Origin of the sequence: Pseudomonas sp. SWRI51 (assembly GCF_014268825.1) — a bacterium.
Classification (GTDB): domain Bacteria; phylum Pseudomonadota; class Gammaproteobacteria; order Pseudomonadales; family Pseudomonadaceae; genus Aquipseudomonas; species Aquipseudomonas farsensis.
Genome location: NZ_JABWRG010000061.1, coordinates 1 through 24,330 on the forward strand (window position 1 = coordinate 1; position 24,330 = coordinate 24,330).

At 62.1% G+C, this 24,330-nt stretch carries 27 protein-coding genes and 1 pseudogene; 18 read left to right on the forward strand and 10 right to left on the reverse strand.

The window, feature by feature from the left end:
* Nucleotides 1–187: 187 nt before the first annotated feature.
* The 3 genes from HU720_RS16710 to HU720_RS16720 form a co-directional block, all read right to left on the reverse strand.
* Nucleotides 188–829 (reverse strand): 3-oxoacid CoA-transferase subunit B, encoded by a 642-nt coding sequence (locus HU720_RS16710; protein ID WP_186521048.1) that lies wholly within the window; start codon nt 827–829, stop codon nt 188–190.
* Between the two features lie 8 nt (nt 830–837).
* Nucleotides 838–1,530 (reverse strand): 3-oxoacid CoA-transferase subunit A, encoded by a 693-nt coding sequence (locus tag HU720_RS16715; RefSeq protein ID WP_186521049.1) that lies wholly within the window; start codon nt 1,528–1,530, stop codon nt 838–840.
* A 315-nt stretch (nt 1,531–1,845) separates the two neighbouring features.
* Entirely contained in the window at nt 1,846–2,715 is an 870-nt protein-coding gene (locus HU720_RS16720; RefSeq protein ID WP_186521050.1) for a helix-turn-helix domain-containing protein, read from the reverse strand.
* A 132-nt stretch (nt 2,716–2,847) separates the two neighbouring features.
* On the opposite strand from HU720_RS16720, the gene pobA reads away from it, so the two are divergent.
* The 4 genes from pobA to HU720_RS16740 all read left to right on the forward strand — a co-directional run bounded on the left by pobA (nt 2,848) and on the right by HU720_RS16740 (nt 7,180).
* Complete coding sequence (pobA, locus tag HU720_RS16725) at nt 2,848–4,032, forward strand: 4-hydroxybenzoate 3-monooxygenase (RefSeq protein ID WP_186521051.1); 1,185 nt, start codon at nt 2,848–2,850, stop codon at nt 4,030–4,032.
* A gap of 150 nt (nt 4,033–4,182) precedes the next feature.
* Nucleotides 4,183–4,914: a GntR family transcriptional regulator gene (locus tag HU720_RS16730; protein WP_186521052.1), complete on the forward strand. Its 732-nt coding sequence runs from the start codon at nt 4,183–4,185 to the stop codon at nt 4,912–4,914.
* Between the two features lie 130 nt (nt 4,915–5,044).
* Entirely contained in the window at nt 5,045–6,319 is a 1,275-nt protein-coding gene (locus tag HU720_RS16735) for an MFS transporter (protein WP_186521053.1), read from the forward strand.
* An 18-nt stretch (nt 6,320–6,337) separates the two neighbouring features.
* Nucleotides 6,338–7,180 carry an amidohydrolase family protein gene (locus tag HU720_RS16740; protein WP_186521054.1) on the forward strand — a complete coding sequence of 281 codons (843 nt, stop codon included), beginning with the start codon at nt 6,338–6,340 and terminating at the stop codon, nt 7,178–7,180.
* 54 nt (nt 7,181–7,234) lie between these two features.
* Here the strand turns inward: HU720_RS16740 and HU720_RS16745 are convergent, their stop codons facing one another.
* Complete coding sequence (locus HU720_RS16745; protein ID WP_186521055.1) at nt 7,235–7,471, reverse strand: YdcH family protein; 237 nt, start codon at nt 7,469–7,471, stop codon at nt 7,235–7,237.
* A 262-nt stretch (nt 7,472–7,733) separates the two neighbouring features.
* Here HU720_RS16745 and HU720_RS16750 point away from each other — a divergent pair, with 262 nt between their 5' ends.
* The 4 genes from HU720_RS16750 to HU720_RS16765 all read left to right on the forward strand — a co-directional run bounded on the left by HU720_RS16750 (nt 7,734) and on the right by HU720_RS16765 (nt 11,897).
* A complete protein-coding gene (locus HU720_RS16750) occupies nt 7,734–9,371 on the forward strand; it encodes a phosphoethanolamine--lipid A transferase (protein ID WP_186521056.1) in 1,638 nt (545 codons plus the stop codon).
* Between the two features lie 101 nt (nt 9,372–9,472).
* Complete coding sequence (gene rnd, locus HU720_RS16755; RefSeq protein ID WP_186521057.1) at nt 9,473–10,600, forward strand: ribonuclease D; 1,128 nt, start codon at nt 9,473–9,475, stop codon at nt 10,598–10,600.
* Nucleotides 10,597–10,890: a YcgL domain-containing protein gene (locus HU720_RS16760; RefSeq protein ID WP_186521058.1), complete on the forward strand. Its 294-nt coding sequence runs from the start codon at nt 10,597–10,599 to the stop codon at nt 10,888–10,890. The genes rnd and HU720_RS16760 overlap by 4 nt, the downstream gene beginning before the upstream one ends.
* A gap of 74 nt (nt 10,891–10,964) precedes the next feature.
* On the forward strand, nt 10,965–11,897 hold the full coding sequence (locus HU720_RS16765; protein ID WP_186521059.1) for a D-2-hydroxyacid dehydrogenase: 933 nt from the start codon (nt 10,965–10,967) through the stop codon (nt 11,895–11,897).
* Between the two features lie 178 nt (nt 11,898–12,075).
* Here the strand turns inward: HU720_RS16765 and HU720_RS16770 are convergent, their stop codons facing one another.
* Complete coding sequence (locus HU720_RS16770) at nt 12,076–12,669, reverse strand: nitroreductase family protein (protein WP_186521060.1); 594 nt, start codon at nt 12,667–12,669, stop codon at nt 12,076–12,078.
* Nucleotides 12,670–12,813: 144 nt separating this feature from the next.
* On the opposite strand from HU720_RS16770, the gene HU720_RS16775 reads away from it, so the two are divergent.
* Both HU720_RS16775 and HU720_RS16780 read left to right on the forward strand, forming a co-directional pair.
* Complete coding sequence (locus tag HU720_RS16775; protein ID WP_186521061.1) at nt 12,814–13,263, forward strand: YcgN family cysteine cluster protein; 450 nt, start codon at nt 12,814–12,816, stop codon at nt 13,261–13,263.
* 35 nt (nt 13,264–13,298) lie between these two features.
* The gene (locus tag HU720_RS16780) at nt 13,299–14,507 is read left to right on the forward strand and encodes a hypothetical protein (protein ID WP_186521062.1); all 1,209 of its coding nucleotides are present in this window, start codon (nt 13,299–13,301) and stop codon (nt 14,505–14,507) included.
* Nucleotides 14,508–14,732: 225 nt separating this feature from the next.
* Here HU720_RS16780 and HU720_RS16785 read toward each other — a convergent pair whose 3' ends face one another.
* The 3 genes from HU720_RS16785 to HU720_RS16795 all read right to left on the reverse strand — a co-directional run bounded on the left by HU720_RS16785 (nt 14,733) and on the right by HU720_RS16795 (nt 16,056).
* Nucleotides 14,733–15,071 (reverse strand): DUF2892 domain-containing protein, encoded by a 339-nt coding sequence (locus HU720_RS16785; RefSeq protein WP_186521063.1) that lies wholly within the window; start codon nt 15,069–15,071, stop codon nt 14,733–14,735.
* A gap of 85 nt (nt 15,072–15,156) precedes the next feature.
* Nucleotides 15,157–15,627: an RNA methyltransferase gene (locus tag HU720_RS16790; RefSeq protein WP_186521064.1), complete on the reverse strand. Its 471-nt coding sequence runs from the start codon at nt 15,625–15,627 to the stop codon at nt 15,157–15,159.
* A 63-nt stretch (nt 15,628–15,690) separates the two neighbouring features.
* Nucleotides 15,691–16,056, reverse strand: coding sequence for a YajD family HNH nuclease (locus HU720_RS16795; protein WP_186521065.1), 366 nt, complete (start codon nt 16,054–16,056; stop codon nt 15,691–15,693).
* A 314-nt stretch (nt 16,057–16,370) separates the two neighbouring features.
* On the opposite strand from HU720_RS16795, the gene HU720_RS16800 reads away from it, so the two are divergent.
* Nucleotides 16,371–16,613, forward strand: a complete 243-nt coding sequence (locus HU720_RS16800; protein WP_186521066.1) for a hypothetical protein — start codon at nt 16,371–16,373, stop codon at nt 16,611–16,613.
* Here the strand turns inward: HU720_RS16800 and HU720_RS16805 are convergent.
* Together HU720_RS16805 and HU720_RS16810 are read right to left on the reverse strand one after the other, a co-directional pair.
* Complete coding sequence (locus HU720_RS16805; RefSeq protein WP_186521067.1) at nt 16,610–17,074, reverse strand: cyclic nucleotide-binding domain-containing protein; 465 nt, start codon at nt 17,072–17,074, stop codon at nt 16,610–16,612. The two genes, HU720_RS16800 and HU720_RS16805, sit on opposite strands and share 4 nt — an antisense overlap.
* An 87-nt stretch (nt 17,075–17,161) precedes the next feature.
* Nucleotides 17,162–19,198, reverse strand: coding sequence for a S9 family peptidase (locus HU720_RS16810; RefSeq protein WP_186521068.1), 2,037 nt, complete (start codon nt 19,196–19,198; stop codon nt 17,162–17,164).
* Between the two features lie 109 nt (nt 19,199–19,307).
* Here HU720_RS16810 and HU720_RS16815 point away from each other — a divergent pair, with 109 nt between their 5' ends.
* The 7 genes and pseudogenes from HU720_RS16815 (at nt 19,308) to HU720_RS16840 (ending at nt 24,301) form a co-directional block, all read left to right on the forward strand.
* Complete coding sequence (locus HU720_RS16815; protein WP_186521069.1) at nt 19,308–19,811, forward strand: MFS transporter; 504 nt, start codon at nt 19,308–19,310, stop codon at nt 19,809–19,811.
* 16 nt (nt 19,812–19,827) lie between these two features.
* Nucleotides 19,828–20,610 carry a class II glutamine amidotransferase gene (locus HU720_RS16820; protein ID WP_186521070.1) on the forward strand — a complete coding sequence of 261 codons (783 nt, stop codon included), beginning with the start codon at nt 19,828–19,830 and terminating at the stop codon, nt 20,608–20,610.
* The gene (locus HU720_RS16825) at nt 20,611–21,132 is read left to right on the forward strand and encodes a DUF2937 family protein (RefSeq protein WP_186521071.1); all 522 of its coding nucleotides are present in this window, start codon (nt 20,611–20,613) and stop codon (nt 21,130–21,132) included.
* A gap of 86 nt (nt 21,133–21,218) precedes the next feature.
* A pseudogene (locus HU720_RS24390) lies at nt 21,219–21,485 on the forward strand (RHS repeat-associated core domain-containing protein); the annotation flags it as partial.
* 183 nt (nt 21,486–21,668) lie between these two features.
* The gene (locus tag HU720_RS24395; protein WP_238337715.1) at nt 21,669–21,983 is read left to right on the forward strand and encodes a hypothetical protein; all 315 of its coding nucleotides are present in this window, start codon (nt 21,669–21,671) and stop codon (nt 21,981–21,983) included.
* Nucleotides 21,984–22,330: 347 nt separating this feature from the next.
* Nucleotides 22,331–23,161, forward strand: a complete 831-nt coding sequence (locus tag HU720_RS16835; protein ID WP_186521073.1) for an RHS repeat-associated core domain-containing protein — start codon at nt 22,331–22,333, stop codon at nt 23,159–23,161.
* Between the two features lie 156 nt (nt 23,162–23,317).
* Nucleotides 23,318–24,301, forward strand: coding sequence for an RHS repeat-associated core domain-containing protein (locus HU720_RS16840; RefSeq protein ID WP_186521074.1), 984 nt, complete (start codon nt 23,318–23,320; stop codon nt 24,299–24,301).
* The last annotated feature ends 29 nt before the right edge of the window (nt 24,302–24,330 follow it).

Here is a 24,330-nt window from a genome sequence, read left to right on the forward strand (position 1 = left end):
GGGTTTTCAGGGCTGCTGCGCAGCCCAACGCGGGACAAGCCCGCTCGCCACAACTGTCTATCATTTCCCATAGGATTGGGTTCAACCAGCAATGTTGCGGTTGGGCATGGCCTCTGTGGGAGCTGGCGCCAGCCTGCGATGAGGCCGGTACAGGCTTGCACCGCCCAAGCGCAGGTGACGCGCAGGATCACTCGATCAGCGGCACACCACTGAGCTCTTGCAAGGCCTGGAACGACAGGTCTGCGCAGATTTCCACGACCTTCAGGCCGTCAGGCGTCACGTCCAGTACGGCAAGGTCGGTGTAGATGCGGCTGACGCAGCCAATACCGGTCAGCGGGTAGGTGCACTCGGGCACCAGCTTGCTTTCGCCGGTCTTGGTCAGGTGGTCCATCATCACGAACACCTGGCGGGCGCCGGTGGCCAGGTCCATCGCGCCGCCCACGGCCGGGATCGAGCCTTCTGCGCCGGTGTGCCAGTTGGCCAGGTCGCCCTTGACCGAAACCTGGAACGCCCCCAGTACGGCGATATCCAGGTGGCCGCCACGCATCATCGAGAACGAGTCGGCATGGTGGAAATAGGCACCGCCGGTCAGCAGGGTCACGTGCTGTTTGCCGGCATTGATCAGGTCGTCATCTTCCTCGCCGGGTGCCGGGCTTGGCCCCATGCCCAGCAGGCCGTTTTCGCTGTGCAGGAACACTTCCTTGTCGCCCAGGTAGTTGGCAACCAGCGTCGGTGCGCCGATGCCCAGGTTCACGTAGGCGCCTTCCTGGATGTCCGCAGCCACGCGCTGGGCCATTTCAGTACGGGAGAGCTTTTGGGTGATGGTCATGGCAGGCCTCAGGAAGCGTTGGCGATTGGAGCGGCGGCGCTGGAGACGGCAACCACGCGCTGGACGAAAATACCCGGTGTGATGATATGTTCCGGGTCCAGTTCGCCCAGCTCGACGATCTGGTCAACCTGGACGATGGCGGTCTTGGCGGCCATGGCCATGATCGGCCCGAAGTTGCGCGCAGCCTTGCGGTAGGTCAGGTTGCCCCAGCGGTCGCCCTTGTGCGCCTTGATCAAAGCAAAGTCGGCGTGCAGCGGCATTTCCAGCACGTACTGGCGGCCATCGATCTCACGGGTTTCCTTGCCCTCGGCCAGCAAGGTGCCGTAGCCGGTCGGCGAGAAGAACGCGCCGATGCCGGAGCCGGCAGCGCGAATGCGTTCGGCCAGGTTGCCTTGCGGCACCACCTCCAGCTCGATCTTGCCGGCCCGGTAGAGGGCGTCGAAGACGTAGGAATCGGACTGGCGCGGGAACGAGCAGATGACCTTGCGCACGCAACCGGCCTTGAGCAACGCGGCAAGCCCGGTGTCGCCATTGCCGGCGTTGTTGCTGATGATGGTCAGGTCACGTGGGCCGAGGGCAATCAGCCCATCGATGAGTTCGGACGGCATGCCAGCGGTGCCGAAGCCACCGACCAGAAGGGTTGATCCGTCGGTGATATCGGCCACGGCACTGGCGATGGACGCATGCGTTTTATCGATCAAAGCGGGACTCCCGGTGAGTTCAGAGAGAGGTCGCCCGGTGGGTGTTGTTGGTATTGAGGCGACCGGCGACTGAGGTTGATTGCGAGCTTGTCGATAGTCTGACTTAACCCGGATGGGGCGCCGAGGGGGGCAGGGCGGTATATGGGCGATTACCGAACCATTGTTTGGCCGCCGCAGCGGCTGCACGCAGCCTTTGTAGGAGCGGCCTTGTGTCGCGAAAGGGCTGCGCAGCAGCCCCAGGGATATCTGCGTGGTGCACAAATCCTAGGGGCGCTTCGCACCCCTTTCGCGACACAAGGCCGCTCCTACAAGGCGCTAGGCTTCGCGGCGCTGCAGCCGGAACTCCTTGGGTGTCAGCCCCGTGGCGCGCTTGAAGAAACGCGAAAAATACGCCTGCTCGGCAAACCCCAGGCTGTCGGCTACCTGGCCGATGGTCATGGAGGTGTAGACCAGGTTGCGCTTGGCCTCAAGGATTACCCGCTGGTTGACCAACTGCAGCGCTGACTGCCCGGTAAGTTGCCGACACAAGGCATTGAGGTGGGCGGTACTGACGCCGATCTGCTGCGCGTAGTGCTCGATCTGCTGGTGTTCCCTGAAGTGCTTTTCTATCAACTGCGCCAGGTTATCGAGGTGCTGCATACCGCGTTCCCGGGGTTTGGCGATGTGCTGGGCGCGTTCGCGAGCGCGTCGCGAGATCCATACCAGCAGCGCGCAAAGCAGCGATTGCAGCAGCAGGTCGCGTTCTGGGCGGCGCAGGGCATATTCGTCGGTCAACTGGGCAAACAGCTGGTCAAGGTAGGCCCGGTCATCGCCGGCCCAATAGCACTCGGCCTGTGCCATAGGCTTGCCTTCGAGTAGCGGCGCAAAGCGGTCGATGACCGGCTTGGCCAGGCTGATCACGTAGCCCTGGATATCTTCGGAAAAACGAAAACCATGGATGCTCATTACCGGCACGACCTGCAACGCGCCGCCGCTCACTTGCTGCTCGACATCTTCGACCAGTACCCGAGCCTTTCCGGCTTGTACGTAGAGCAACTGGGCGAGATCGCCATGGCGGTGAGTCTTGATTTCCCAGTCATGCAGGCGGCTGCGTTCCGGGATCGATTCGCAGTGAATGAGGTCTGGCGTCGGCCACGACGTCTCCCCGTAGAGTTTGAAAACCGGTATGCCATTCGCCGTTGCCATGTTGTTATCTGTCGATCCTCGAAAAGTCCTAAAAATAAAGCAGAAAGTGCCTTCTTATGGAACCTTTATCTGCGAAAAATACAGAACGACAAATCGTAACCCAGAGCCTTGCGGCTCATGAGGATAAAAACAATGAAAACTCAAATTGCCATCATCGGTGCAGGTCCGTCTGGGCTTCTGCTGGGTCAACTGCTGCACAATGCCGGTATCGACACGGTCATCATCGAACGTCAAAGCCCTGATTATGTGCTTGGCCGGATCCGCGCCGGTGTGCTCGAACAAGGCATGGTCGACCTGCTGCGCGAAGCCGGTGTCGGCGAGCGCATGGACCGTGAAGGGTTGGTCCACGATGGTTTCGAACTGGCTTTCAATGACCGCGTGGAACATATCAACCTGCGTGAATTGACTGGCGGCAAGACGGTGATGATCTACGGTCAGACCGAGGTCACCCGCGACCTGATGCAGGCCCGCCGGGCTAGCGGCGCACCCACCTATTACGATGCCAGCGACGTCCAGTTGCACGAACTCAAGGGCGAAAAACCTTACGTCACCTTTGTTCAGGACGGCACCCCGGTGCGCCTTGACTGCGACCTCATCGCAGGCTGCGACGGCTATCACGGCGTATCGCGCAAATCGATCCCGGACGGCGTGCTCAAGGAGTTCGAACGGGTCTATCCGTTCGGCTGGCTGGGCGTGCTGGCCGATACCCCGCCGGTCAATGAAGAACTGATCTACGCAAGCCATGAACGCGGCTTCGCCTTGTGCAGCATGCGCTCGCCAACACGCACCCGCTACTACGTGCAGGTGGCCAGTGACGAAAAGGTCGAGGACTGGTCCGACCAGCGTTTCTGGGACGAGCTGAAGAGCCGCCTGCCAGAGCCGATTGCGGCCAAGTTGATCACCGGCCCTTCCATCGAAAAGAGCATCGCCCCGCTGCGCAGCTTCGTCGTTGAACCCATGCAGTATGGCCACCTGTTCCTGGTTGGCGATGCCGCGCATATCGTCCCGCCGACCGGCGCCAAAGGGCTGAACCTGGCCGCAAGCGACGTCAGCACGCTCTACCGGATCCTGCTCAAGTACTACCGCGAAGGCCGCCAGGACTTGCTTGAGCAGTACTCGCAGATCTGCCTGCGACGCGTCTGGAAAGCTGAGCGCTTTTCCTGGTGGATGACCTCGATCCTGCATCAATTCCCAGGGACCGACGCCTTCACCCAGCGCATGCAGCAGGCCGAGCTTGAGTATTTCGTAAGTACCGAGGCCGGGCGCACATCCATCGCGGAAAACTATGTGGGCTTGCCGTACGAGCCTGTGGAATGAAATGGATGCTGCTGTGATCACCGCAATGGGCCGCCAAGCGGTCCCATCTGCTTTACCCGACGTGCATTAGGCATTGACACCCTCAAAGGCAGGGACAATACTCTCGAAAAATTCATATATATGTCTATATAACAATATCGAGAGCCGCCCATGAACGCCCTGTCTGCCGATGCGCGCCTGCCCCGTTACCAACAACTGCGCGACCACCTGGTCGAGCAGATCGCCAACAACCGCTGGCGCCCGGGTGAGGCGATCCCCACCGAGGCTGCGCTGGCAACCGAGTTCGACCTCTCGGTGGGCACCGTGCGCAAGGCCGTCGATGCCCTGGTGGCCGAGGGTGTGCTGGAGCGCCAGCAGGGGCGCGGTACGTTCATTCGCCGCCCGCAGTTCCAGTCCTCGCTATTCCGCTTTTTCCGCTTCGAGGCGGCCAATGGCGAACGTGCCGTGCCGCAGAGCCGCATCCTGTCCATAGAGCCGGTGCCCGCGCCGTCGGCGGTGGCCGAGGCCTTGGGGTTGGCGGTCGGGGCGCCGGTCATTCATATCGTGCGGGTACGTCTGCTCGGCGCCGAGCCGGTGCTGGCCGAAGACATCTGGCTGGCGCGCCAGACCTTCCAGCCGCTGCTTGAGGTCGACCTGGACCGCAAGGGCCCGCTGCTTTACCCCATCTATGAAGAGCTGTGCGGCCAAGTGGTTGCCTCGGCCGAAGAAACCCTGACCGCAGAAGCGGTGGATGAGGTGCACGGGCGACTGCTGCAAGTGCCGGCGGCAAGCCCGGTGGTGGTGATCGAGCGGCTGGCCCGCGATTACGCCGGCAAGCCGCTTGAGTGGCGGCGTTCGCGCGGCCATGCGCAGCACTTCCGCTACCGCATCGACATTCGCTGACCGCAACGCCGTAACCCGATGACGTTCGGCGCCGTGTCTGCACGGCGCCGTGGTTCTGCCTGCCCGACCCGCGCGCGGCGAGCGTTCGTGTGCCCGGCCGTTACACAACACACCAAAAAGGATAAAAATCATGTTCAGTTGGTATCGTCAGATCACTTCACGGGAGCGCAAGACGTTCTGGGCCTGTTTCGGCGGCTGGTCGCTGGATGCACTGGAAGTGCAGATGTTCGGCCTGGCCATTCCGGCGTTGATTGCCGCGTTTTCGTTGAGCAAAGGCGATGCCGGGCTGATCAGCGGCGTCACCCTTGTGACCTCGGCAATCGGCGGCTGGCTTGGCGGCACGTTGTCCGACCGCTACGGCCGGGTGCGCACGCTGCAATGGATGATCCTGTGGTTCTCCACCTTTACCTTCCTCTCGGCATTCGTCACCGGCTTCTACCCGCTGTTGTTCGTCAAGGCCATGCAAGGTTTTGGTATTGGTGGTGAGTGGGCGGCGGGCGCGGTGCTGATGGCCGAAACCATCAACCCGAAATACCGCGGCAAGGTCATGGGCACGGTGCAGAGCGCCTGGGCGGTGGGCTGGGGCCTGGCGGTGGCGCTGTTCACGCTGATCTACTCGCTGGTGCCGCAGGAGTTCGCTTGGCGGGTGATGTTCTTCGTCGGCCTGCTGCCGTCGCTGTTGATCATCTGGGTGCGCCGCAACGTGCCTGAGCCGGACAGCTTCCAGCGCATGCAGAAGGCCAACGTGGTACCGGTCAGTTTCGCCAAGTCCATGGCCGGGATATTCCGCCCTGAACTACTGCGCGTCACCTTGCTCGGCGGCCTGCTGGGCCTGGGCGCACATGGTGGCTACCATGCGGTGATGACCTGGCTGCCGACCTTCCTCAAGACCGAGCGCAACTTGTCGGTGCTCAACTCGGGCGGCTACCTGGCGGTGATCATCTTCGCTTTCTGGTGCGGCTGCGTGGTCAGCGGCATGCTGATCGACCGGATTGGCCGGCGCAAGAACATCCTGCTGTTTGCGGTGTGCTGCGTGCTGACGGTGCAGGCCTATGTGTTCTTCCCGTTGAGCAACACCCAGATGCTGTTCCTGGGCTTCCCGCTGGGCTTTTTCGCCGCCGGTATTCCGGCAAGCCTCGGGGCGTTCTTCAACGAACTGTACCCGGCGGATGTGCGCGGCGCCGGGGTGGGCTTCTGCTACAACTTCGGCCGCGTGCTGTCGGCGGTATTCCCGTTCCTGGTCGGGCATATGAGCGAGTCGATGTCGCTAGGCGCTGCCATCGGCATCGATGCCGGTATCGCCTATGGCGTGGCCGTGATCGCCGCCCTGTGCCTGCCGGAAACCCGTGGCCGCAGCCTTGAAACCACGCCTGCACCCGCCATGGCGGATGCGCAGGCCAAGTAACCTCACTTGCACTTTTCGATGAGCACCATGCCTGACGTTCCCGTTTCACCGTTTTCTGCTATCGACAGCCATGCCCACGTGTTCAGCCGCGGGCTGAGCCTTGCCGCCGAGCGCCGCTACGCGCCGGCCTACGATGCGCCGCTGGGCGATTACCTCGCCCAGTTGCACGGCCACGGCTTCAGCCATGGCGTGTTGGTCCAGCCGAGTTTTCTCGGCACCGACAACGGCTACCTGCTCAGCGCCCTGCGCGCTGCGCCTGGGCAACTGCGCGGCGTGGTAATGCTGGAGCGGGGCGTCCAGCGCGAGCCCCTCGAGCAGATGGCGGGCCAGGGCGTGCGTGGTGTGCGTCTGAACCTGATGGGCCAGGCACTGCCTGATTTTGCCGATGCCCAGTGGCAGACGCTGCTGGAGCGCATCGGTGAGCAAGGCTGGCACCTGGAGCTGCACCGCGAGGTCCAGGACCTGCCGGCGCTGGTACGGGCATTGCGGCCGTTCGGGCTGGATATCGTCATCGACCATTTTGGCCGCCCCGACGCCCGTCGCGGCCTCGGCCAGCCGGGCTTTGCCGAGCTGTTGACGCTGGGCGGGGAGGGCAAGGTGTGGGTGAAGGTGTCAGGCGTCTATCGGCTTGAAGGCACGCCGCAGGAAAACCTGCACTTCGCTCGCCAGGCGCTGGCTGCGCTGGAGGCGCATTACGGGGCTGAGCGCCTGATGTGGGGCAGCGACTGGCCGCACACACAGCATGAGCAGGCGGTGAGTTTCACCACGGCGGTCGAGCAATTCGATGCGCTGGGCTGTTCAGCCGAACTGCGGCGGGCGCTGTTGGTAGACACTGCGCGAGCGCTGTTCAGGTTCGATTGACGTAGTGTTGAAACGGCCCTGCGGGTGCAATGCGCCGGCAGGGCCTTGCGGGAGTCAGGTTTTGGCGGGGTGAATGGCCCGCTCGATCTTGTCCTTGAGCAGCAGCCGCTCCTTGCGCAGCTGGGTGACCCGCTCATCATTGCTGCCTTTGCCTTCGGCCACCATCACTTCCTTGTCCTTGGCGTTGTAGTCCTTGTGCAGCTTGTGCAGGGCCTGGTCCTTGTCGATCAAAGCCTGGAAGTCCTCGGCGGTAATGTGCAGGTCTGCGAGCAAATCGTGCGGAACTGGCATTTCTTCACCTCTGTCTGGGGTTGGCGAAAGGGCCTGAGCCTTGAGGATAGCCGCCTTTAGGGTAGCTTGGGAGGCTTTGCCCGGGGTGGGCCTGACTGAACGGTTGCTGAATGAAAACCGTTTAATAAATAAAACTGGCCTTCGCGACTAAGTGTTACCAAGTTTTTCACAAAAAATTGATGCTACGCTTTCTAAAGTTCGCCCACTTTCCAGCGTACCCGTCCGGGCCGCTGGCCGATTCCGTACTTTGAATGCGAATGCCATGCCTAACGTCAAACCCCTGCGGACTGAATGGGTCACGCTGTTGGCCAGCCTGTACCTGTTGATTGGCCTTAACACCTTTCTGTGGAGCCACCTGAAGAGCATCCTGCCGCCCGGTATGGTGGGGCTGTGGCTAGGTCTTGCGTTTGCCGTGCTGATGTTTTTCGCGTTCAACCTGGTGCTGACGTTATTGGCCTTTCGTTATGTATTGAAACCGGTGCTGGTTATATTGTTCATGAGCGGTGCGGGCGTCGCGTATTTCATGAACCAATATGGCGTACTTATTGACGCTGGTATGTTTCGTAATGTCGCGGAAACCAATGTTGCCGAAGTACGCGACCTGTTGTCTATCAAGTGTGTGCTGTATATCGTGCTGCTCGGTGTGCTGCCCTCGTTGCTGGTCTGGAAGGTGCGCATTGCCTACCGCCCCTGGCACCGCGAGGTGCTCGGCAAGCTGGTGGTGGGCGGTGCCTGCGTGGCCGCGCTGGGTTCGGTGGCGCTGGTCAACTATCAAGGGCTGTCGTCGCTGCTGCGCAACCACCACGAACTGCGCCTGATGCTGACCCCAAGCAACATTGTCGGTGCCTCCATTGGTTATGTCAGCGAGCAGGTCGGCAGCGCCGCGCGCCCGTTCCAGGCCTACGCCGAAGACGCCCACCGCGACCCCGCCTGGCAGCACCACCAGCGCAAATCGCTGACCGTGCTGGTGGTGGGCGAGAGCGCCCGCGCCGAGAACTTCGGCCTGCTTGGCTACGCTCGTGATACCACGCCCAAACTTGCCCGGCAGCAGGGCCTGCTGAGCTTTACCGATGTGCATTCGTGCGGCACTGAAACGGCAGTGTCGGTGCCGTGCATGTTCTCCGGCATGGGCCGCAAGGGCTACGACGCACGAGTGGCCAAGAACCGTGAGGGGCTGCTCGACATCCTGCAGCGTGCCGGGCTTGCCGTGCAATGGCGCGATAACCAGTCTGGCTGCAAAGGCACCTGCGACCGCGTGCAGTTCATCGATGTCAGCAAGCTCAAGGACCCAACGCTGTGCGCCAGTGGCGAGTGCCATGACGCGATCCTGCTGCAAGGCCTGGCCGAGCTGATCGACAACCTCGACAAGGACACCGTGCTGGTGCTGCACCAGATGGGCAGCCACGGCCCGGAATACTTCAAGCGCTACCCGGCCGGCAGCGAGCCGTTCCAGCCGGTGTGCCGCAGCAACGCGTTGAACCAGTGCAGCCGTGAGGAAATCGTCAATGGCTACGACAACACCCTGGCCTACACCGACACCGTGCTGTCGTCGCTGATCGACACCCTGCGCAGCAAGCAGGACAAGGTCGACACCGCGATGATCTACCTGTCCGACCATGGTGAGTCGCTGGGCGAATACAACCTGTACCTGCATGGCACCCCCTACGCCATTGCCCCGGACCAGCAAAAGCATGTGCCGCTGCTGGCCTGGTTCTCCGACAGCTACCGCGAGGACTTTGGCGTAGATACCGCCTGCATGGCCAAGTTGCGCGATGCACCGCTGTCCCAGGACAACCTGTTCCACTCGATGCTGGGCCTGTTGCAGGTGCGTACCGGGGTTTACCAGCAGTCGCTGGACATGTTCGCCAGCTGTCGCCCGTGGCTTGCGGCCGAGCGCTGAACAGCCGCCCGGGCGACCGCCCGGCACCATGGATGGCGCGAGGTTTCACCCGCAGGGCCCGCGCCGTATATACTGCGCGCCAATGTTAGTGGGAGAGCCTCGTGGCCAACGAAATACACTGGATCCGTGACGACCAGACCCTGGCCGAACACTGCCAAAGCTGGCGCGAACTGCCCTTCGTAGCGCTCGACACCGAGTTCATGCGGGTCGACACCTTCTACCCCAAGGCGGGGCTGATACAGATCGGCGATGGCAAGCATGCCTTTCTCATCGACCCGCTGCTGATCCGCGACTGGCAACCGCTGGCCGCGTTGCTCGAAGACCGCACCGTGGTGAAGGTGCTGCACGCCTGCAGCGAAGACCTCGAAGTGCTGCTGCGCCTGACCGGCAAGCTGCCGCAGCCGCTGTTCGACACCCAGTTGGCCGCAGGCTACCTCAACATCGGCTTCTCCATGGGCTACTCGCGCCTGGTGCAAGAGGTGCTGGGGCTCGACCTGCCCAAGGGCGAAACCCGCTCCGACTGGCTGCAGCGTCCGCTGTCGGACACCCAGGTCAGCTACGCCGCCGAAGACGCCGTGCACCTGGCCGAGCTGTTCAGCGCCCTGCGCCCGCGCCTTTGCGACGACAAATACGCCTGGGTGCTTGAGGACGGCGCCGAACTGGTCGCCGCCATGCGCCGCGAAGTCGACCCGCAAACCCTGTACCGCGATGTGAAGCTGGCCTGGAAGCTGTCGCGCCAGCAGTTGGCGGTGCTGCGCGAGCTGTGCGTGTGGCGCGAAAGCGAAGCGCGCCGCCGCGATGTGCCGCGCAGCCGCATCCTCAAGGAGCACTCGTTGTGGCCGCTGGCCAAGACCCAGCCCGATAACCTCTCGGCTCTGGCCAAGATCGACGAGATGCACCCGCGCACCATCCGCCAGGACGGCGAGTTCATCCTCCAGTTGATCAAGCGCGCCGCCGCAACGCCTGCCGCCGAATGGCCGCCCGCGCAACCAGAGCCGCTGCCGATCGAAGCCGCCGGCGTGCTCAAGCGCCTGCGCGCCATCGGTCAGGCCGAAGGCGAGCGCTTGCAGATTGCCCCGGAGCTGATGCTGCGCAAAAAGACCCTCGAAGCGCTGCTCAAGAGCGGCTACCCCGATGGCCCCTATCAATTGCCTGATTCGCTGCGCGGCTGGCGCCGTGAGCGTATGGGCCAGGCCTTGCTCGACGACCTGGCCGGAGACAAACCATGAAACGTATCTGCTCGATCTACCGCAGCCCGCGCAAAGCCGGCATGTACCTGTATGTGCTCAAGGCCGATGCCCTGGCCCGTGTGCCTGAAGCGCTGCTGCCCATTTTCGGCACGCCCCTGCATGCCTTCGACCTGGTGCTGACCCCCGAGCGCAAGCTGGCCCGTGAAGACATCGTCAAGGTGCTCGAAAACCTCGACAGCCAGGGCTACCACCTGCAAATGCCGCCGCCTGAAGACGAGTACATCGAGCACTTGCCCGAAGAGCTGCTGCGCCGCAACGACCCGGTCTGACCTGGCCGCGTTACCGCCCCCTCGGTGGCCCGCCTGGCGGGCCGCTTTCGTTGTCTGCCAAGGTTGTTTTCTACATGCGCGTTCTGATCGCAGAACAGGATCATGCCCTCTACGCTCGCCTGCTCGGCGAGGCGGCACCGGACCTGGAGGTCCTGACCAGCGGCGATTCAGCCGAACTTTCGCGCCAGGCACCTGAGTGCCCGGTATGGCTGGGCCAGCCCGACCTGCTGGCCAGCCTGCTGCGCCAAGGCCACAAACCGCGCTGGGTGCAATCGACCTGGGCGGGCATAAAGCCGCTTTTGGCCGACGGCCTGGCGCGTGATTACCGACTGACCCGCGCGGTGGGTATTTTTGGCCAGGTGATGGCCGAATACATGCTCACCTACATGCTGGCCCACGAGCGCGAAGTGCTGTCGCGGCTGGTCAGCCAGGTAGAGCGGCGCTGGGATGATCGCCCAGGGCGTACCTTGGAGGGGCGGCGGGTGCTGATTGTCGGCACGGGCGATATCGGCCAGCGGGTTGCCGAGTTTCTGTTGCCGTTCGGGGTCACGCTGTATGGCGTTGCCAGCAGCCCGCGCGCGCAGGCGCCATTCGTCGAAGTTGCCGGGCTTGATCAACTGCCGCGCCTGGTCGGGCAGGTCGATTATGTGTTGAACCTGCTGCCCGACACCCCGGCCACCCATGACCTTTACGATGCCGCGCTGTTCAAGCGGTTCCTGCCGGGGGCGTTGTTTATCAATGCCGGGCGCGGCGTGGCGGTGGTCGATGCTGACTTGGTCGAGGCGCTCAAGCAGGGGCATCTGGCGGGCGCGGTGATCGATGTCTGCCGCCAGGAGCCGCTACCGCAGCGCCATCCCTTCTGGACGGCCTGGGGTTTGCTGCTGACCGGGCACAGCTCGGCGCCCACCTCGCCAGCGGCGATGGTGCGGCTGTTTATCGAGAACGCCCGCAGCTATGCGGCGGGGCAGGGGCTGCGCGGCGAAGTGGACTTCGCCCGGGGTTACTGAGCGCACCCATCATCAAGGCGACGCGGTCAATGTGTAGGAGCGGCCTTGTGCCGCGAAAGGGCCGCGCAGCGGCCCCGATATCTCGGCCTCACGCAAAATCGCCAGGGCTGCTTCGCACCCCTTTCGCGGCACAAGGCCGCTCCTACACGACCGCGTGAAGTGCGCAGGCGAGGGCTGCTTACAGGCTGAACTCACCCTCAGCAGCAAGTTCGCTCAGCGGCCGGCGCGGGCTGGGTACTTCGCGGGCTTGCAGGCCTTCGGCCAAGGTCGCTTTGTCGCCCAGCTTGCCAATGGCGATCATGGCATGCAGCTCATACCCAGCCGGGATTTTCAGCTCGCTGCGCGCCAGCGCCTGGTCGAAGCCTGCCATGCCGTGGGTGTGCCAGCCGCTGATGCTGGCCTGCAACGCCATGTGCCCCCAGGCAGAGCCGGTATCGAAGGTATGCGACGGCGCCGGTTTTTCTTCGGTCGAGCCAGGTGCGGCAAAGGTGGTCTTGGAAATCACCAGTACCAAGGCCGATGCATGTTGCGCCCAGCTGCGGTTGAATTCATTGAGGATCGCCAGGTAGCGCTCCCAGCTTGGCGTGTCGCGGCGGGCATACAAAAAGCGCCATGGCTGCGAGTTATAGGCTGACGGCGCCCAACGTGCAGCCTCCAGAAAGCTCAGCAGGGTTTCCTGGCTGATCGGCTCGGCACTGAAGGCGCGCGGCGACCAGCGATTGATGAATTGCTCGTTGATGGCGTAATCGGCAATGCGTGGGTTGGCGCTCATGCAGGCTCCTGGCACAGGTCGGGAAACCTTGCACGCTACTGCCTGCGGCCAGCGCTGACAAGCGGTCTGGCTTTGCTGCCTGACTGCCTCTAGACTGGCGCCGCCGCGCGCCGCGGATTCACGTCAAATGCAGGAAACCGTGTGATGATCGCCGATACCGCGCCCTTCTGGCGGCGCAAGACCCTCGATGAACTCGACAGCCGCGAGTGGGAATCACTCTGCGACGGCTGCGGCCTGTGCTGCCTGCAAAAGCTCGAGGACGAAGACGACAACAGCGTCTACTACACCAACATCGCCTGCAAGCTGCTCGACCTGCAGACCTGCCAATGCAGCGACTACCCCAACCGCTTCGAACACGTGCCGGACTGCGTCCAGCTCACCCCGGGCAAGGCCGACCAGTTCAAGTGGTTGCCGCCTACCTGCGGCTATCGCCTGGTCAGCGAGGGCAAGGACCTGCCGGCCTGGCATCACTTGCAAAGCGGTGATCGCGAGCAGGTGCATGAGCAACGTATTTCCCGGTCTGGGCGCATGCTCAGCGAAAACGATGTCGACGAAGACGACTGGGAAGATCACCTGATTTTCCGCGCTGGCTGAACGTCGTAGCCCCTGCGGTACAAGGAGTGTTTTGTATGCGTCGCCCGCTGTTGTTGGTTGTCGCGCTATTGGCAAGTGGCCAGGCGCTGGCAAAGAAGGTCGACCTCGATTACCAGGTGCGTCTGCTGCCCGATAGCCGCCAGGCCGAAGTGCGCCTGACGCTTGCCGAAGGCAGTGCCGTGCGCAGCCTGGACTTTGACCTGGGCACGGCTGGCGCCTACAGCGATTTTCTCGCCGACCGCCAGTGGCAGGCGCAGAACGGTCGCGGCATCTGGCGCCCGGCAGCGGGCAAGACCAGCCTGAGCTACCGCGTGCTGCTCGACCAGCAGCCCCAGGGCGCGGGCCATGAAACGCGCATTACCGCGCATTGGGCGCTGCTGCGCGGCGAGCAACTGGTCCCGCCTGCGCGCCTGGACCAGCAGGATGGCACCGAGCTTGTGGCCCGCCTCACGTTTGACCTGCCCAAGGGCTGGAAGGGCGTCGAAACGGCCTGGACGCGCATTGGCCGGCAGAAGTTTCGTATCGACGATGTATCGCGCCTGTTCGACCGCCCCACCGGCTGGATAGTGGCCGGCAACCTGGGCAGCCGCCGCGCGCGCCTGGGCGACACCGAAGTCACCGTCGCCGCGCCGCAAGGGCAGGGCATGCGGCGCATGGACACGCTGACGTTGTTGACCTTCATCTGGCCGCAGCTGCAAGCGGTGTTCCCGCGTAACCCGGCCAAGTTGCTGGTGGTCGGTGCCCGCGACGAGATGTGGCGCGGCGCGCTGGCCGGCAATAATTCGCTGTACCTGTACAGCGCCGGCCCGCTGATCAACGAACGCGGCGGCAGCCCGCTGTTGCGCGAGGTGGTGCAGCTGTTTGCGCAGATCAACGACCGCGAGGGCAGCGATTGGCTGGGCGAGAGCTTTACCGATTACTACGCCGTCGAATTGCTGCGCCGGGCAGGCGGTATGAGCGATGACCGCTACGCCGCGTTGCAGGCGCGTTTGCACAAGCGGGCGGCGAAGGTTGCCAGTTTGCAGGGCAGTAAGGCGGATGCTGGGCAGATAGCCCGCGGTGTGTTGCTGTTGCAGGCACTGGACCGTGAAATCCGCCTGCACACCCACGACAAGCGCTCGCTGGACGATGTGGCCCGGGCGCTGATGCGCCTGTCCAGCGTGAGTAGCGAAGAGTTCGTGCAGATCAGCGAAAATGTGCTGGGCCGCGAGTCCGAGGTGCTGCAAAGCAAAGTGCTGCGCTAGGCGCGCTGACCCTGAGGGGCACAGGTTACGCCATCCTGTACCGGCCTCATCGCAGGCTATCGCCAGCTCCCACAAGGACCGCCCTCAGGCACAAGACCAAGTTCTGGCCTGGATTCCTGTGGGAGCTGGCGATAGCCTGCGATGAGGCCGGTGCAGGCTTACGCACAACCCTGAAAGTTTTCGCGCAAGCCCGCTCCCACGCTGCGTGCGAGCGGGCCCTCGGCATCAACCCACCAGCGGGTCCTTGCCTGTCACCGTCACCTCTCGCACCGCAGCCTCGGCACTGTCCTTCAGCGCCTTGAGCTCGCGCGCACCGCGGTCGATCTCGCCGCGCAGATGGTTGTACTCGGCGCGGTGGCGCAGCCACCAGGCTTTGGTCGAGCAGTGCCCACTGACGCCGCGGGCCAGTGCCAGGCCACCGGCGGCTACCTGCAGCATGCCGATCAGCCCGCCGTGGCGCAGGCCTTTGCTGATCATCAACGCGCCGCCGGCCAGCGAACCTAGGCGTTCAATGCCCTGTACGTTATGTTCTGCAGTGGCGTGTGGGGTATGGATATCGAGCATCGCAAGGTCTCCTGTTTGCTTGGGTTATGCAGCTGACCCATAGCGCGCAACAGGCGTTCAATATCGCTGCCAGGCGGTGCCCCGGTTACTTGAATTTCGGCCCCGAGCGAGTATTGAGCCCCTTGGCCAGACGGTCGTACAACACCACATTCACTGTCGCGGCGAGGTTCATGCAGCCTTGGGTCGGGATATAGATGGTTTCTTCGCACCAGGCCCGCACTTCTTCACTCAGCGAGCCATCTTCAGGCCCGAAGATGTAGAGGGCGCGGTCCGGGTGGGTGTACTCAGGCAACGGCCGGGCGCCGTCCACAAGTTCGACCGCAACCGGTGTGCAGCCAAGCGGAATGATGCGCTGCAAATCGTCGATGCCGATCAGCGGGATATCGTAGTGCACCCGCTTGGTGTCGGTGACGAAGTCACGGGCGCGCTCATAGCGCTTGCCGGTGTAGAACACCGAATTGACCCCATAGCAGCCCGCGGCGCGCATGACGGAGCCGACGTTTTCAGCGGATTTGGGGTTGAACAGGCCGATGCAGCTATACCGTTTGTTCGCCACGAGTCGGGGCCCTTCGCAAAAAAGAGCGCGATTATACGGGCTTGCCGACCCTGGCGGCGACCGTCAGTCCTTCTTCAGCAACGCGCCCAGCCCTGCAAAGGGGTTGTGGGTGGCCACGGCGGTCTTCGGCGTGCTCAGCGAACCTTCGCCAAAGTACTGCTGGTCGGTGTAGCGCGAATGCTCGTTATCGTGGCAGTACAGGCACAATAGCTCCCAGTTGGAGCCGTCCTGCGGGTTGTTGTCGTGGTTGTGGTCGCGGTGGTGCACGGTCAGCTCCGACAGGCGCTTGCCGGCAAACTCACGGGCGCAACGGCCACAGACGTGCGGGTACATCTTCAGCGCCTTGTCGCGGTAGCCCATTTCCTTGTCGCGCTTGGCGTCGGCAAGAATGCGGTCGAGGCGGGCAGTGGCAGAGGAGGTGGAGCTCATGGTGTGACCTTTATTTTATTTCAGGCGGATGACGGTTATGGCGTTGAGTCTAGCGCGCCAGCGGCGGAGACGGACAGGCAAAAACGTCGGATTCGGCATAGCCTGTACAAGACAAGTTTTGCGGGCACCTTTATGTATGGCCTGTTCCGGCCTCATCGCAGGCTGGCGCCAGCTCCCACAGTGACCGCGTGAGCCGCGAGACTGACGTCTGGCTCAGATTCCTGTGGGAGCTGGCGCGAGCCTGCGATGAGGCCATGACAGGGTTGTACAAAACAGAATCGCCCAGGCGATGTTCATTGATCAGGAGATGGCAGATGTTACCTGCGATGCTGCTTGTTCTACTGGCTGCCGGGCCGCTGACCCCGCCACCGGGTGCGCCAGGTACCGCAACGCCTACGCCATACCCGCAGATCACCCCAACTAACCCGCCCAAGGCCGCAGCTGGCCAGCCCGGCGCGCCGTTGCTGCCGCCCATCCCTCAGCCCGGGCCACCCAAAGACCAACCCTTGCCTGGGCTGCAGCCAGCGCCAGCCAAACCGCCGGCCAAAGACGATTAAGCCAGGCGCTGGCCGTCCTGCATGCGCAGGCGTCGCGACAGCGTTACCGCCAAGGCGCGGATAATCCGTGCGGCGATACGCGGGGCATCGTTGAGCATTTTGTCCAGCGAGTCCTTGCCCAGGGTCAGCAGCTGGCATTCGCTGGCGGCAACGCAGGTGGCCGAACGCCGCTCGCCGTCGAGTACAGCCATCTCGCCGAAGGCCCGGCCATTGCGTAGCGTGGCGATCTCCGCCAGCGCGCCGTGGCCATCGGTCTTGCGCACCGACACCACGCCGCGGTGCAGGATGCACATGAAGGTGCCGGCATCGCCTTCGCTGAAGATGGTCTGATCTTGCGCGATGGTGCTCAGGCTGAAGTAGCCGGCGGCAGTCTGGAAGTCGCCGGGCTGGAGGGTGTCGAACAGGCCGCAATCCATCAGCATGTCGCGGATTTCGGCGTTCAGGTGGGACTGCTCAGGCATAGGTTGTTCTTCTTGATGTCTGTCGCCAAGGTCAAGCGGCACGCGTCGTCGCAGTGCCGCAAACCCTATGACAGCAAAAACCGTGTTTTACACAACGCTCAGTTCATTCAGCACGAAAGCGTACTCCAGCGCCACATCCCGCAGCCCTTGGTAGCGCCCGCTCATGCCGCCGTGGCCGGCGCCCATCTCGGTCTTGAGCAGCAGCAGGTTGTGGTCGGTTTTCAGCGTGCGCAGGCGCGCTACCCACTTGGCCGCCTCCCAGTACTGCACGCGGCTGTCGTTGTAGCCGGCGATCACCAGCATGGCTGGGTAGGGCTGCGCCTTGACGTTCTCGTACGGGGCGTAGGCCTTGATGCGCGCATAGACCTCGGGCTCCTCGGGGTTGCCCCACTCGTCGTATTCGGTGACGGTCAGCGGCAGCTCCGGGTCGAGCATGGTGTTCAGCACATCGACGAACGGCACCTCGGCGATGGCGCAGCGGAACAGCTCCGGGCGCAGGTTCAGCACCGCGCCCATCAACAAGCCACCGGCACTACCACCACTGATGGCAAGGCGTTCGGAACCGGTTACACCGATACCGATCAGGTGCTCGGCGCAGGCAATGAAGTCGCCGAAACTGTTGTGCTTGTGTTCCTGTTTGCCGGCGCGGTACCAGGCTTCGCCCAGCTCACCGCCGCCGCGCACGTGGGCGATGGCAAAGGCCACGCCGCGCTCCAGCAAGCTCAGCCGGGCGTGGGAAAACCACGGGTCGAGGCTCTCGCCGTAGGCACCGTAGCCATACAGGTACAGCGGCACGCACTTGCCTTGGTCGGCGCGGCGGCGCACCAGGCTGATAGGCACCTGCGTGCCATCCTGGGCCTGCGCCCAGAGCCGTTCGCTGACATAGTCGTCGGCGTCGAACGCGCCCAGCACCGGGGTCTGCTTGAGCACTTGCTGGGCGCCGCTCGCGAGGTCCAGCTGGCGCACCTGGGCGGGGCGGTTGAGCGCCTCGTAGCGCAGGCGAATGCGTGGGCTGGCAAATTCCAGGCTGTCCTGCACGTACAGGCTGTAGGCCGCATCCGGCAGCTCAACGCGGTAGGCCGCCAGGCCCTGCGGGTGCACCTCGATGATCGGCAAGCCGCCCTCGCGCAGACTCAGCGACAGCGCCGAGGCGTTCAGGCTCAGGCCTTCAAGCATCACGGCGTCGCGGTGTGGCACCAGCACCTGCCAGTCGTCACGGGCCGGTACGGCGTCTGCGTCGGCGTGGAACAAGGCAAAGTTGATGCCGTGCTGGTTGCTGCGGATGAACCAGCGCCACTGGCCGTCAAGCTGGCCGTGGTCGGGGAAGTATTCGTGGCCTTCGCTGCGCGGCGCCAGGCAGGTGAAGGCGGCGTGTGGGGTGCTGGCGTCCAGCACCCAGGCTTCGCTGGTGGTCTTGCTGTTGAGCAGCAGCACCAGTTGGCGCTCGGAGCTGGTGCGGTAGCAGTGCAGGAAGAAGCGCCCGTCGGGCTCTTCGAACACCGTGGCGGCATCGGCTGCGCCCAGGGTGTGCCGGCGCAGGCGCCACGGGCGGTGGGTATCGTCAAGTTCGGCGAAGAACAGCGTCTGGCTGTCGTTGGCCCAGGTCATGCTGCCGTCGCAGTCGTCGAAGGGCAGGGTGGTCAGCGCGCCGCTGGCCAGGTCCTTGACGTACAGCGTGTAGATTTCATCACCGCTGCTGTCCAGGCTATAGGCCAGCAGGCGGTGGTCGGGGCTGATGCTGAACGCGCCGAGCGAGAGAAAACCCCCATCGGCCAATTCATTAGGGTCGAGAAGCAGCTCTTCGCCGGCCGGGTCCACGGTGTTGCTGTCGTCAGCCGGGCGCGGGCAGCGATAGTGGCGCGGGTACTCGTCACCGGCGGTGGTGCGGGTGTAGTACAGGTACGGCCCCCACGGCGAGGGCAGGGACAGGTCGGTTTCGAGGATGCGGCCTTTGATTTCTTCGAACAGTTGCTCGCGCAGCTCGGCCTGTTCGGCCAGGCACGCTTGCTGATAGGCGTTTTCCTGCTCGAGGTAGGCCAGCACTTCGGGAGTGTCGCGCTGTTGCAGCCAGCCATAGGGGTCGGCGGCCTGATCCTTGCGAGCGACGGGGGGCGTGATCTGCATTCTGGGTCTCTTGTCTAAGGCCGGCACAGCCCGTGAATGGGGATGGGGGCGCCTGTGGCGGTAAAAGTGTTTATCATAGGCGTCTCTTTACCTGGCTTGCACCCACACCATGACCGAACACGACTATCTGTTGGCCTGGGGCGTTTACGCCGTTGCCGCCCTGGGCTGCCTGCTGGTGGCTTTCAAGTTCACCGGCTGGATGTGGCGCTGGCTGCGCGAGCCGCTGCGGGTGATCGTCGCCGTGCTGCTGCTGACCCCGACCATCGTCGACCCGGTCAAGGACAGCTTCGCCCCGGCCATTGCCATCACCGTGCTGGATGTCGCCTTCAAAGTCGGCAACAACGCCCTGCGCGCAGCGTCTGACCTGGCCATGTACGGCATGTTCGCCTTCGCGTTGTACATTGTCTTCGTGCTGATCCGCTGGCCACTTGAAAGGCGCGCCCGCGAGCGCCGTGCCCAGCGTGAGGCCGCTGCCCAGCGCCAGGCCAAGGAAGACGACGAAGTGGTGGTCGAGGTGGCAGCCGATAGCCATGACCGTTACCGCCAGGACCCACCCGCCGCCCCAGCGCGCCCCATCGGCGCTGGCCAGGGCCGCGTCGAACCCCGTCTGTAGGCCAGGAGCTGCGAGCATGTGCGAACTGCTGGGCATGAGTGCCAACGTCCCCACCGATATCGTCTTCAGCTTCACCGGCCTGATGCAGCGCGGCGGCCGCACCGGGCCGCACCGAGACGGCTGGGGCATCGGCTTCTACGAAGGGCGCGGCCTGCGCCTGTTCCAGGACCCGGCTGCCAGCAGCGAGTCGGAGGTGGCCAACCTGGTGCAGCGCTACCCGATCAAAAGCGAAGTCGTCATTGGCCATATCCGCCAGGCCAACGTCGGCCGCGTGTGCCTGTCCAACACCCACCCGTTCGTGCGCGAACTGTGGGGCCGCAACTGGTGCTTTGCGCACAACGGCCAGCTCGGCGACTTCAGTGGCCTGCGCACGTTCTACCGGCCGGTGGGCGACACCGACAGCGAAGCGGCATTCTGCGACCTGCTCAACCGTATCCGCGAGGCCTTTCCGGAGCCTGTTGAAATCGAGCAGTTGCTACCGGTGCTGGTCGAGGCCTGCAGCGAGTACCGCAGCAAAGGCGTATTCAACTGCCTGCTCAGCGACGGTGACTGGCTGTTCTGCTTCTGCTCGACAAAACTTGTGCACATTACCCGGCGCGCCCCGTTTGGCGCTGCACGCTTGAAAGATGTCGACCTGATCGTCGATTTTCACACGCAAACCACCCCCAACGACGTGGTCACGGTGATCGCCACCGAGGCCTTGACCGAAAACGAGACCTGGAACCGCTACGAGCCGGGTCAATGGGCTCTGTGGCGGCACGGCGAGTGCACCGCCCACGGGCAAAGCCAAGGACGCTGAATGTTCAGAAGTTACCTGCGGTTGCTGTTGTTCACCTTCGGCCTGCTGGCCGGTATTCAGGTGCCTGGGCTGGTCAACGACTACAGCCAGCGGGTCGAGGCGCACCTGCTTGAATCGCGCCAGGCCCTGGATGGCTTCCGGCAGACGGCCCAGCGCTTCTTCGGCGGCGACCTGCAGGCGCTGGTGCGCCATTACCGCAGCAGCGATGACCCGGTTTTCAACAGCGATGCCAACAGCATCGACAGCCTGCTGATCCGCAACCAACTGCTCGAACACGAATGGCAAGCGCTGCAAGGGTCGTGGGTGAGCCGCACCTGGCATGTGCTGGTGCAGCCGGAACCTGCGCTGCGCGAAGAGACGCTCAAGGGTTACAGCTACCAGATTCTGCTGGTGCCCGAGGCCATTGGCTGGGGCATCGGCGCGGGCTTTGTGCTGGCGTTCCTGGTCGAGAGCCTGTTGCTGGTGGTTGGCTGGGTGGTGCTGGGCGGGCGGCGCAAGGCTGTGAAAGAGAGCTGGCGCTAAACCCATTACCTGGAATTTTTGTCAGTGGACCGGCAAAGTTCAGCCTTCTATGCTGGCAGCTCTAACAGCTGCTAGGTACGAATGTGATGGATGCCTCTCCAAACACCCGGAAAAAACCGCGTGTTCGCTCGTACTCAGCCTACGGGTATGCAGCAGCCATAAATGAGTCAGTATTTCTAGGGTTTACCGGGCAGCTTCTTGATCCCATTAGCGGATGTTATCTGCTGGGTCTCGGCCATCGAGCATATAGCCCGATATTGATGCGGTTCCAAAGTCCGGATCACTTGAGCCCCTTTAATGCCGGAGGTATCAACTGTTATGTCTACTGTCTTGGCGATCCGCTTAATCACGTCGATCCCAGCGGGCGTATTGGGAGACCTGTGCAGGTACCCTACCGGGCTCGGCCAATTCCAAGCCAGCTGATGAGTCGTGAACTTCATGGTCCCCGTCCAAGTCCGTCTATTCACTTGGTCCCTAATGAGCAAGTGAGTACTTATATAGCTGCAACCTCAGGGCCCGTGCGCCGGGGTCTACTCATGGATGCGACTGAAAATGCGTTGGGGTCTATCAACCCTCCGCGAGATGCCGGCATTCCAGTAGGGTTGCTAGCAGCGGATGCACGCTTTCTGGAGGACACTGTTCATTCCTACAGTCGGCAAATATCCCTTAATGAAGAGGTTGGCAGAACACTACTGGCACAATTCGCTAGGGATAAAACGCAGCTTGCAATCCGGTTGTTCCATGAAATCGCAAGGGGGCGACGAAACTCTTTAATGCAGGGGGGAGCGTTGCATCCAGCTGACCCGATGGTTGGTCAGATCGAGCGTATGGTGCCACTCATTCGTGAGTGAAGCGACCTTCATGCATTTGCTTCCCACAAATACTGCGCCCCTGATACAGATGTCTGGCTGAGACCCTGAGGGAGCTGGCGCCAGCCTGCGATGAGGCCGGTGCAGGCATGCAAATAACCGACGTGCAGGCATTGCTCGCAATGCCGAACCACTGCTGTAGTGACTGAATGTACCTAGCCCGATGGGCTTGACCCAGTTACCTAATAAATTTGCCAGTTGGCAGACGTTCGCGCGCTAGTCACCATTAGCCAGGAAAACAGGCCTGGCCGCAGCGGCGCAGGCATGGCTTCATGCCAACGGTGCCGCCTGATAGTTCGCATGGGGCTTACTGATAACAGGGTCTATCAATGCGCCTAGCTTACAGCCCATACGGCATATCAGAACCCCCACCCGAGAACCATTGCCTGGCCTTCAATGGCGAGCTTTGGCAAGCCGCGTTTCAGGGCTATCTGCTGGGTAATGGCCAAAGACCTTTCAACCCGGTTCTGATGAGATTCATGATGGCGGACCGGATGAGTCCGTTCGGGCGCGGAGGGTTGAATACGTATGCTTACTGCGGCGGAGATCCCATCAATAATGTGGATCCGTCGGGGCATATTCACCTGCCCGCGAGTTTAGCCCATTGGATAAATTCGAAGTTCGGAAGAACAGTATTTAATGCCCGTCACCGTACGCCGCTTAGGGGGCTAGGCATCGACCCCTTAAAAAATCCCTATGAGCTCTATAAGTACATGAAAAACGGTAAGGTGGGGCGCATAGTCGAATCAATACCCTTAGGTCGTTTAGAAGACTTCATGAAAGCCTACCCCGCCCAAAAGCGTAATATATTGAGCGAAGCCACACGTCTAGCCATCCAAGATGTGGATTTTTATAGTTCAGCGACCGATATTAGTATGGCAAACTTTGATCCGGACCCGCTGGGTAATGGAAGGGCTGTGGACGATTACAAGGCAGTCGCCTTGGTAGGCAGCAAGTTAAAAGAACAATTGGACTCTAGGCGGATTCCCCCTCGGCTCCAAGATGCCTGGCGGCTTGATCACAACGGCGAGGCAATACTGGCCATTCTCAAGCGCAGGGCGATCGCGTTGAGAACGGGGCGCCCTATCGCGAGCGACGACTGGTATGCGGACCCGGATTTGTACCTTTACCCAAGGTACCGTCAATATTCATTTGGATAGATACTTCATCCCATCCTCCAATCCCTTAAAGGTTAACGGGTACACCCGCTCCTGGCGAGTGCTCACGGTAAAACTAGTAATTTTGTCAGTAGCGAGCTAAGCGTGAATCGAAAATGCTAGGGGTAACTCTGAAATATTTGGACGGGGCACAACCTGATGACGAAATCATATTTCTTCTATCAAGAGAGCTTGTTCGTACTCGAATTATTGAGCAGCGGCGCAAAACGTATCGTCTGGGCCGGCACCTTCCCTTTGGGCGAGCAGCAAGCGGACGCCACACTTTGCTTCGCGGTGGATGGAAGCAATACGGTATTGGAAGCAGGGGGGCGTCATTATGCCTACACCCCGTTTGGTGGTGCTCCCCTGGAGCCGGATAAGCTCACGATTGACTTCACCGGGGCGCCATGGCGAGAAATGCTCGGCGGTTACCTGCTGGGAAATGGGTATCGCTGCTATAAGCCGGCACTGATGAGATTTTGCTCGCCCGATAGGCTCAGCCCTTTCAAAGAAGGCGGTTTCAACGCCTACTGCTATTGTGGAAATAACCCGGTCAGTTATGTGGATCCATCCGGGGCGAGCTTTTTTTCAGTAATGAAAAGCAATATTGAGATGTTTTTTACTTCACCAAAGACGCTGCTCCATGCTCACCGCTCTTTGGACTCCCCTACATTTTTTTCACGTTTCAGTGATTTACATCACGGCATGGTGGAGCAGGTGTTCAATGTGATACAAGATCCGAGTCGTAGGAATGTTTCGAGTGTTGGGGGTAATTTACTTAGTAATTCTATAAGTTTTCCATCGGCCGCTAGTAACCGTATTGTTGAACATGCCACTCTAAATTTGCTTGATGCCATATCTAGCGGACGTCGATCTTCCACTGGGATTTTCCCTCAAGATCTTGATAGGCTCCCTCGTTTTAGATCAGCGACTAACCGCATCCCATATAAGTTCCATTCCCCCGAGCTGAGCCACATGGCGCGGGGTGACCGGGAATGGGGGCGTGACGGTCAAAAAGTTGATATTATGTGGCACAAGCCTGTAGTTGTTCAGCGCTCGAGTTTCCTCCGAGGGGAGTCTGCAGCGCTTCATTCGAACGACTTTTTCCGTGTGAATGAAGACGGTCGTTTGGTGAGGCGATAGGGTTGCTGCAATTTCTTGTTATGGATTTT